At 39.1% G+C, this 8,185-nt stretch carries 9 protein-coding genes and 1 pseudogene; 4 read left to right on the top strand and 6 right to left on the bottom strand.

Annotated features, from left to right (window positions below):
- Nucleotides 1–29 precede the first annotated feature (29 nt).
- Nucleotides 30–329: a hypothetical protein gene (locus AFK68_RS20655; protein ID WP_094674684.1), complete on the top strand. Its 300-nt coding sequence runs from the start codon at nt 30–32 to the stop codon at nt 327–329.
- Here AFK68_RS20655 and atpC read toward each other — a convergent pair.
- Together atpC and atpD are read right to left on the bottom strand one after the other, a co-directional pair.
- Nucleotides 326–736, bottom strand: a complete 411-nt coding sequence (atpC, locus tag AFK68_RS20650; RefSeq protein WP_094674682.1) for an ATP synthase F1 subunit epsilon — start codon at nt 734–736, stop codon at nt 326–328. The two genes, AFK68_RS20655 and atpC, sit on opposite strands and share 4 nt — an antisense overlap.
- Before the next feature lie 183 nt (nt 737–919).
- Entirely contained in the window at nt 920–2,374 is a 1,455-nt protein-coding gene (atpD, locus tag AFK68_RS20645; protein WP_094674680.1) for a F0F1 ATP synthase subunit beta, read from the bottom strand.
- A 98-nt stretch (nt 2,375–2,472) separates the two neighbouring features.
- Here atpD and AFK68_RS43545 point away from each other — a divergent pair, with 98 nt between their 5' ends.
- Nucleotides 2,473–2,598, top strand: coding sequence for a hypothetical protein (locus AFK68_RS43545; protein WP_256386615.1), 126 nt, complete (start codon nt 2,473–2,475; stop codon nt 2,596–2,598).
- 559 nt (nt 2,599–3,157) lie between these two features.
- On the opposite strand, the gene minE is transcribed toward AFK68_RS43545, so the two are convergent.
- From minE to minC, 3 genes are all read right to left on the bottom strand, one after another.
- A complete protein-coding gene (minE, locus tag AFK68_RS20640) occupies nt 3,158–3,442 on the bottom strand; it encodes a cell division topological specificity factor MinE (protein ID WP_094674678.1) in 285 nt (94 codons plus the stop codon).
- A gap of 60 nt (nt 3,443–3,502) precedes the next feature.
- Nucleotides 3,503–4,309 carry a septum site-determining protein MinD gene (gene minD, locus AFK68_RS20635; protein WP_094674676.1) on the bottom strand — a complete coding sequence of 269 codons (807 nt, stop codon included), beginning with the start codon at nt 4,307–4,309 and terminating at the stop codon, nt 3,503–3,505.
- Between the two features lie 495 nt (nt 4,310–4,804).
- Entirely contained in the window at nt 4,805–5,596 is a 792-nt protein-coding gene (minC, locus tag AFK68_RS20630) for a septum site-determining protein MinC (RefSeq protein ID WP_094674674.1), read from the bottom strand.
- Between the two features lie 447 nt (nt 5,597–6,043).
- Between minC and AFK68_RS20620 the strand changes: the two genes are divergently transcribed.
- On the top strand, nt 6,044–6,385 hold the full coding sequence (locus AFK68_RS20620) for a hypothetical protein (RefSeq protein ID WP_143438089.1): 342 nt from the start codon (nt 6,044–6,046) through the stop codon (nt 6,383–6,385).
- Nucleotides 6,386–6,393: 8 nt separating this feature from the next.
- Here the strand turns inward: AFK68_RS20620 and AFK68_RS20615 are convergent.
- Nucleotides 6,394–7,376, bottom strand: a pseudogene (locus AFK68_RS20615) (IS5 family transposase).
- 51 nt (nt 7,377–7,427) lie between these two features.
- Here AFK68_RS20615 and AFK68_RS20610 point away from each other — a divergent pair.
- Complete coding sequence (locus AFK68_RS20610; protein WP_094674670.1) at nt 7,428–8,018, top strand: GNAT family N-acetyltransferase; 591 nt, start codon at nt 7,428–7,430, stop codon at nt 8,016–8,018.
- The last annotated feature ends 167 nt before the right edge of the window (nt 8,019–8,185 follow it).

Here is an 8,185-nt window from a genome sequence, read left to right as displayed (position 1 = left end):
GTTAATTATTAATTATTGAACTGTAAAAAATGAATCAGAATATTGCTCATCGTTTGGAACAATACACAATTAAACGACCAAATCAAGTATTAATAGTTAAAGTAGTAATTGATGAACAACCAGATGAAATAGCTATCTTTAAAGGTTTTTCTAGTTCTCTGATGCGACCTACTGCTTTTGACCCAGATATACCTGTCTTGCCAGAAACAGCTATAATTATAGGTGTCGATCTACTTGCTAGTCCGTACAATCCAGAAACACCCATTTATATTCAACAGGGACTGACCTGGGAACAAATGCAGTCCCTGTTAACAGAAACAGGACTTTAGTTAACCATTCCACCAGCAGCTTGTAGACGTGCTCTGGCTCGCTTCAAAGCTTGTTTAGCTTGAATTTGTTCTTGCAGATCGGCACTTTCAGCTTTTTGCAGACGTGCTTCAGCTTCCTGATATCCTAAACGAGCTTCTTCTTTGTCAATAGCATCTCCTCTTTCAGCACCATTAACAAGTATAGTTACTTCATCTGCTTCTACTTCAGCAAAACCACCCATCAGAGCGATCGGCATCCAGTCCTTTTCAGCACGAACTCGCATTACACCTGTATCGAGGGCGGTTAACAGTGGAGCGTGTCCACCTAAAATTCCTAATTGACCTGTTGTACTAGGTAGAATTACTTCTTGAGCTTCTGAGTCCCAAACTGTTTTGTCGGGAGCTATTACACGCACAGTTAATGTCATTTCAGTTATCAGTTATCATTTATCAGTTATCAGTACCTCTGGCTGTTAGCTCCGCATTCCGCAGGAAAGCCAGAGGTTTAAAATACTGAAGTTTATTTTTTTCGAGCCCCTGCAAGGGGTAGGAGACCTTATTTTTTGGTCAACATTTATTTCCTAGCTGAGGACGAACAGAGCAAATTATGACTATGCTTCTGCCTTAAGTTTTTCAGCTTTAGCAATTACTTGGTCAATACCACCCACCATATAGAAAGCTTGCTCTGGTAAATCATCAAGTTCACCAGATAAAATCATTTTGAAGCCTTTCATGGTATCTTCCAACTTCACATATTGACCAGGAGAACCAGTAAATACTTCAGCTACAAAGAATGGCTGTGATAAGAAGCGCTCAATCTTACGAGCACGAGCTACAACTAGACGGTCATCTTCTGATAATTCATCCAGACCAAGAATAGCGATAATATCTTGAAGTTCCTTGTATCTTTGTAGAGTAGATTGTACTGAACGAGCAACATTATAGTGGTCATCACCAACTACGCTTGGTTGTAACATAGTAGATGTAGAATCCAAGGGGTCAACTGCTGGATAGATACCCTTAGAAGCAAGACCCCTTGATAATACTGTAGTAGCATCTAGGTGAGCAAAAGTAGTCGCAGGCGCAGGGTCTGTCAAGTCATCTGCAGGTACATATACTGCTTGAATAGAAGTAATTGAACCTTCTTTTGTGGATGTAATTCGTTCTTGCAACTCACCCATCTCTGTACCAAGGGTAGGTTGATATCCCACAGCAGAAGGCATTCTTCCCAAAAGCGCTGATACTTCAGAACCTGCTTGTACAAATCGGAAGATATTATCAATGAAAAGTAGTACGTCTTGCTTACTAACATCCCGGAAATATTCTGCCATTGTTAGAGCAGATAGACCTACACGCATCCTTGCTCCTGGTGGTTCGTTCATCTGACCATAAACCAAGGCCACTTTAGAATCGGTGAGGTTGTCTGGGTTGATCACGCCGGACTCAATCATTTCATTATAAAGGTCATTACCTTCACGAGTCCGTTCTCCCACACCTCCAAACACAGATACTCCACCGTGAGCTTTAGCGATGTTGTTAATTAATTCCATGATGATAACGGTTTTACCTACACCCGCACCACCAAATAGACCAATTTTTCCACCACGACGATAGGGAGCCAATAGATCTACAACTTTAATACCTGTTTCAAAAACGGCAGGTTTTGTTTCTAGTTCTACAAGTTTAGGAGCTTCACGGTGAATGGGTGATTTGTCCTCGGTGGCAATTGGACCTAATTCGTCTACTGGTTCACCGACAACATTAAATATTCTACCAAGGGTCGCGGTGCCTACAGGTACACTAATTGCTGCACGGGTATCTATTACTTCCATACCACGTACTAGGCCATCTGTGGCGCTCATGGCCACAGCTCTAACTTGGTTGTCCCCTAGAAGTTGTTGCACTTCACAGGTCACGGACACATCTTGTCCAGCTTCATTTTGACCTGTAATTTTTAAGGCATTGTAGATTTCTGGAAGATTTCCACTAGGGAATTTAGCATCTACTACTGGACCAATAATTTGAGTAATATATCCTACGTTTGTTTTTTCTGCGGTGCTTACCATTCTACTTATCTGTAATTATTGACTTATCCGAAATTGTTCGGAAAGGTGTTTGTTTGAAGATTAATATTTGACATCCTGCTTCATAAAACTTATATAAAATGGCACAATTAGTGACATTTCAATGTTTACTTCCTGCTTCTACGGTAACTGTCGGCAGCACAACCTCCACAGGCATTCACGGTCAAGCCAACCGCATCTCTCGCTCTTTATACTTGCATCTCTAAATAGGCAGTCTATTAAGATATACCACACTCTGGGCCATTAAAGGTGATCGTAATTTAATAGCATATCCATTACATGAGCCCAACTAGAAACAAGTCCTAGAAAAACGTTCGAGTAAATGCTGCTAACTTTGAAGCTAGTCTTATGCTTTCCTCGACGTCCGTTTTTAGTCTCCAAGTGTCCCCTGGCGACAATTTAACAACCTTTCCCCCCTAAAAATCTTGGTTAGGGGGAATTGACATTTTGAAATTGTGCTTCAAGACATGAGTTTCTCATTGACTTTCCGCTTTTCCCGGACAAATACGGGACATTTCAATTCTTAAGAAAAACCTTAGTTGTCCTAAAAGGGCTAGGGTTGAAACCCAATTTTCCGGTCATTTTTTAGATTATCACTGAAGCGTTCATCCAGGATAATATTAATTATTTTGCTCGCTAATTTTCTATATGATACAGGAGGATAAGTAGGCAAATATATCACTTTATGTCAATATTGTCAAATATAAAAAAAATAAATTATGTCAACAATAATGTTACAATTATCCGTCGTCGTTATATTATTACTTAACTATTATCAGTATCTGGGTTGGCCCTAATACGTTTTATAGGTAAATTGGCTACTAAAGTTGTAGCTCTTTGATTATTTTCTAACAAAAATTCTGAATCGCTATCATCTATTTCGACATAACGAGATACTACTTCCATAATTTCTTTTCTCATTGCTTCAATTAATTCTGGATTGAGATCGGCACGGTCATGGGCAATAACCAATTTTAGACGACGCTTAACCTCGTCACGACTCTTAGGAGTATTTTTAGAAAAAAGTTTTTCTAGAATTTCGTTTAGCATTAGCTTATCTTTGAACTAAGATAATTCATAAATGAATTAGATTTAGTAAATTTTCAAGGGTCAAATAACTTTAGATGACAATAGTTTACGCAGCCAAGTAAAAAAGTTTTCCTGTGGGGGGTTTAAGTCTATAAACTCTACTTTTTCTCCATCCAAACGACGAGCAATATTATTAAATTCTGAACCTGCCTGAGAAAGATTTTCTGATAATACTAAAGGTTCTCCTCGGTTAGTAGATACAATTACTTTTTCATCATCTGGAATAATTCCCATCAGTGGAATAGCAAGTATTTCCTCTACATCTTGTACAGACATCATTTCATCAGCTTGCACCATCAGGGGTCTAATCCGATTAACTATTAGATGGATATTCCTGACGTTATTTGCTTCTAGGAGTCCAATTACTCTGTCTGCATCACGGACAGCAGAGATTTCTGGGGTTGTAATAATTATAGCTTCTTGGGCTGGCGCGATCGCATTCTGGAAACCCTGTTCAATTCCAGCAGGAGAGTCGATTAAAATATAGTCATATTTTGGCATCAACATATTTACTAATTCTTGCATTTGTTGAGGAGTAACTACCTCTTTCATCCGGTTTTGGGCAGCAGGTAGAAGAGATAAACGGGGTTGTCGCTTATCCCTAACTATTGCTTGCTCAAGGCGACAGTCTCCTGCTAAAACTTCCACTGCTGTATAGACAATTCTATTTTCCAAACCCAGAAGTAAGTCCAAATTTCTCAAACCGAAATCTGCATCAATTACTGCGACTCGGCGACCTTGTTGAGCTAAAGCCATGCCCAAGTTGGCTGTGCAGGTAGTTTTTCCCACTCCACCTTTACCAGAAGTAATCACAATAATTCTGCTCATAAGCTATTAGACATTAAGTAATTGTATATGGTCTATTTTTGTTACAATACAAAGGGTTATTTTGTCAATAAAATTTTGTTTTTGCCAAATTAAGTTAGTTAGCAAAGACTTCAAAACTGATATATTCTAAACCTTGTATGAGTATTTTTCCCGCTTAAATTTTAACTGTTTATCTTGAGGCCATTAATTGCCAGAGGTTAAAAATATAATTTTTGGAGATTTCTCATCTATATTCCTAAATAAATTTATCAAAATAATGGGGTAGCACAACCCTGCCTTAATTGGCAAAATGTTTTTGGAAGGTTACTTACCGAATAATTAAGGTTTAAAGCCTCTCACTCGCCGTGGAGAAACAATGAATTTTTTTCCTTTTATTCAATCCTATCCGTTTTAGGGAGAGGTAATTATCAATTATCCATTATCAATTATCAATTATTGAAGCATCCCCATTATAAAAACAACTTCTGACTTATGAATTCTGACTTCTGACTTCATTTAACGATATATCTTAGCAAAATCTTTAACTCTGCTAATCCGAATCCCTTGGTCTACCACATAAGCCACTTCAGGATAAAATTGAGCTGGTGGTTTTTCTGGCCCTCTAGCAACTTGCTCGGCAATTCTAATGAGAGTTGGTTCCATTTGCAAAGTCATAATTACGCTCTTAGAATTTCCTTTAGCACCTGCATGGACTACTCCCCGTAAACGACCCCATACAAGAATATCCCCATCTGCAATAACAGAGCCACCGGGATTTATGTCTCCTACAATTATTATGGTACCTGGATGCCGAATTTCTACTCCAGAACGTACAGTCATTTGTAGATAAAGTGGTTCAGCTAAGGGTTGAACTTTTTTTGTAGGAGTTTGACTTAGGGTAGTCAAGGCAGATTTTTGTTCCACAGAATAGCCTACTGTAGCAGCAGCTACAGCAGTCTGACGACGTGATGTGCTAACTCTTTCCAATTTTAGTTCTACTTCTAAAAGAGCTTCGGCAATTTCTTGGAGTTGACGAGTATCTAATAGACGGTCAAATGCAATTAGCTCTACTTCTGTTTTTGGCTGCCAAAATCTCTCTCCCGCCTTGAGGCGTTGCTTTAACTGTTGCCAAATTTCTGTCCAGGTCATAGCTGTTGGACTTTCTATCTCACCACTATTAGATTCTGGTGGCAATAGTAATAACAACTTTCCTTCCTCTGTTTTGAACCTAACTTGTAAGTTGGTACTTACTTCTTGTGTTGAGGTGGAAGTAGTTGAGACGGAGGCATCAGAAGCATCAGAAGACATAGAGTATGGAATGTTTTTTATCTTTTTCCTATAGGCAAACTATCCTATCATATCAGTTATAGCGCTAGGGAATAGGGAATAGGGAATAGGGAATAGGGAACAGGGAATAGGGAACAGGAAACAGCAGACTGCCAAGGGGTTTCAGGATTTAGAAAATGTCAAATACCTTAATGGGTAGCGCTATATTAGTTCAGAATTGTGCTGATGGAGTCAGAAGTCATGATTCAGGAGTCAGGAGTCGGGAGCTAATTTCAAGATGCTCTCTACTCAAGTCGTAACTACTAAAATAAATCAGATAATTATGAGCATTAAAACAGTAATACCTCGTTTTTATAGAGGTGAAACAGAATTAGAGGCGTTCGCGCAGCGGTGCGGAGCACTATCGCTAGATTACTCAACAATAGTAAATCAGCTAATCAATTCCATGAATGGCCATCTCCCGCAGAAATGCTAATGCAATTTGAAAATCCTTTTGTAGATAAGCAGCGGGATATTTGTCTATGGGAAGATGGCAACAGTCAACTTGTAGCTATTGCGGGACTGATGATTCTTGAACTGGGAGAAGATATAGCAGGTATTTTGTGGTTCCGAGTCGCTCCTCAAACTCAAAATAATTTAGAAACTCAAATTCTGGAGTGGGGAGAGAAACGGATGGGGGAAGTTGGTAGGGAAAGAAATGTCAAAATTAAACTGCTGTCTGGAGGACATAGCGATAATGTTGAACGCATAGCTTTATTGGCTTTGTTGCATGAATGTTGCGATCGCAACTTCTCCCCAGAAAGAAGTTAATTAGTGAATTAAAATTCTACTTTGTAGCTTTCTGGCTGACAATTCTGTATCATACGATTAAGTATGGCACATTGTACGAACAATTCCACTGCCTGATTGCCGAATTTCCGTCGTCGCAACTTACCTCCAAATATTACTTTGAGTCTAAACATAGTTGTTTGTGATAGAGAACGTCGGTGATATCCACTCTGATGTTTCCACTTTTGACGTCCAACATATGCGAATTTCTCTAAGGTTCTCGTCCCTAGGATGAGGTGGACTATTACAATTACCATGATGCCAGATGACTGCATTTTTACGGGGTGGTATGGTTGGTTTGGCTCCTCTGTCACTGGCTGCCTCATAGCACTTGCGTTTGTCATAGGCTCCATCACCTGACACTTGACCTATCTCGCTTTCTACGACCTCTAGTAGTTGGCCAAATACTTGGTGGTCACTGACATCGTTGGCACTAACCACTGCAGTTACTATTTCCCCTGTTGCCTCATTCACACCTAGATGCAACTTACGCCATGTACGACCTTTACCTACTCCATGGACTCTTGTTTTCCACTCTCCTTCTCCATAAACTTTGACTCCCGTCGAATCTACCACCAGGTGAATTGCTTCTGTTGTTGGCATTACTGGTATTTCTATGTTCAATTTACCCAAGCGACGAGAAAAAGTACTGTGGTCTGGGACTGGTAACTCTAGTCCCATTAGAGAAAATATAGATTCTAAAAAGCCCTCAGTTTGACGTCCTGCCAAGCTAAATAAAGTTGAAAGTGTTGCCATCAATTCTATCGCCACATTACTGTAAGTATTTGATGCTCCCTTGCGTCCTGTTTTCGTGATTGTTAAGCCATTGGTCTATTACCTCTTGATTAAGCCAAAATGTCAGACTGCCTGGTTGCTTCAAGGATGCATCATACTCAGACCAATTCTTGACCTTGTACTGAGGCTTAGACTTGGACTTGGACTTAGACTTGGACTTAGACTTAGACTTACTCATATCTACTGATTGGTATTATCCTGATGCTATTTATAGCCTAAACGTCACCTTTTGTGCAACAAAGCCGCTTTATTAGAAAGTTGTGGTTTTAAAATTGAGCGGTATCTTCTGACAATGGAGCGAGCGCTTACCGAACCCATTCCAGAAGCTAAATTTCCTGAAGGTTTTACCCTCAAAAATATAGATAATGAAGCAGATGCAGCAGCTTGGGCAGAAATGTTTAATCAAACTTTTATTGATCATTGGAACCATCAAGATATAACTGTTGAATTTGTTAAGAATAAACTCAACAATTCTAAATATCAACCAGAGTTAAGTTTAGTTGCGGTTGCGCCTGATGGTACTTTTGCTGCTTTGTGTGATTGTCAAATTCACTCAGAAAATAATGAATTAAAAGGACGGAAAGATGGTATAATTAATATGCTTGGTACTCGACGTGGTTTCCGTAAACAGGGTTTGGGGCGTGGTATTTTGCTGTCAGGGTTGAAATTATTGAAAGTAGAGGGGATGGAAACAGCAATGTTGTATGTTGATGCGGATAACCTTTCAGGTGCGACGCGACTTTATGAGTCGGTAGGTTTTGAAAGAGTTAATACTCAGATAGCTTATGTCAAAGAAGTTTCTTCAATAATTGATAATTGATAATGGATAATTGATAATTACGTCTCCCTAAAAACGGATAGGATTGAATAAAAGGAAAATAAATTCATTGTTTCTCTTGATCTAGTTGGCTTTAAATCTTAATTATTCGGTAAAGTATATTATTATAGCTTTAAGCATTCAGCATTCAGCTCAAGTCAAAACTATTA

Origin of the sequence: Hydrocoleum sp. CS-953, from assembly GCF_002260545.1 — a bacterium.
Lineage (GTDB): Bacteria > Cyanobacteriota > Cyanobacteriia > Cyanobacteriales > Microcoleaceae > Trichodesmium.
Note: the sequence above shows the minus strand (reverse complement) of the source record. Positions and strands in the feature narration are given on the sequence as shown.